General features: G+C 63.4%; 1 protein-coding gene. It reads left to right on the forward strand.

Annotation, left to right across the window (positions count from 1 at the left end):
* Window positions 1-3 precede the first annotated feature (3 nt).
* Window positions 4-279: FtsK/SpoIIIE domain-containing protein (locus Ga0451573_RS20370; protein WP_353740084.1), on the forward strand; the 276-nt coding region annotated here is incomplete at its 3' end.

Genomic DNA, 279 nt, shown 5'->3' on the forward strand with positions numbered 1-279 from the left:
CCTGTGTACTGGCTACTGACGGCGCAATCCCGTCGTGGGAAGGAGTGGCCGCATCCGCCACTCGTCCTATCTCCACGAAAGGACGAGCGCGCTACGCGCCAGGCCTGGAACCAAAACGCCGTCGTGCTGGGTTACGACGTGCACGGGAAGCCGTGGCTCTGGCCCGACCGCGTTCGCGTGATGCAAGGCATCGTTCTGGGAATGACCGGCACAGGCAAGACCACCCTGCTGCGGAACATCATTACCCAGGACCTGTATCGGGTTGTGGGCCCTCCCGAT

The sequence above is a fragment of the Phosphitispora fastidiosa genome (genome assembly GCF_019008365.1).
GTDB classification, from domain to species: domain Bacteria; phylum Bacillota; class Thermincolia; order Thermincolales; family UBA2595; genus Phosphitispora; species Phosphitispora fastidiosa.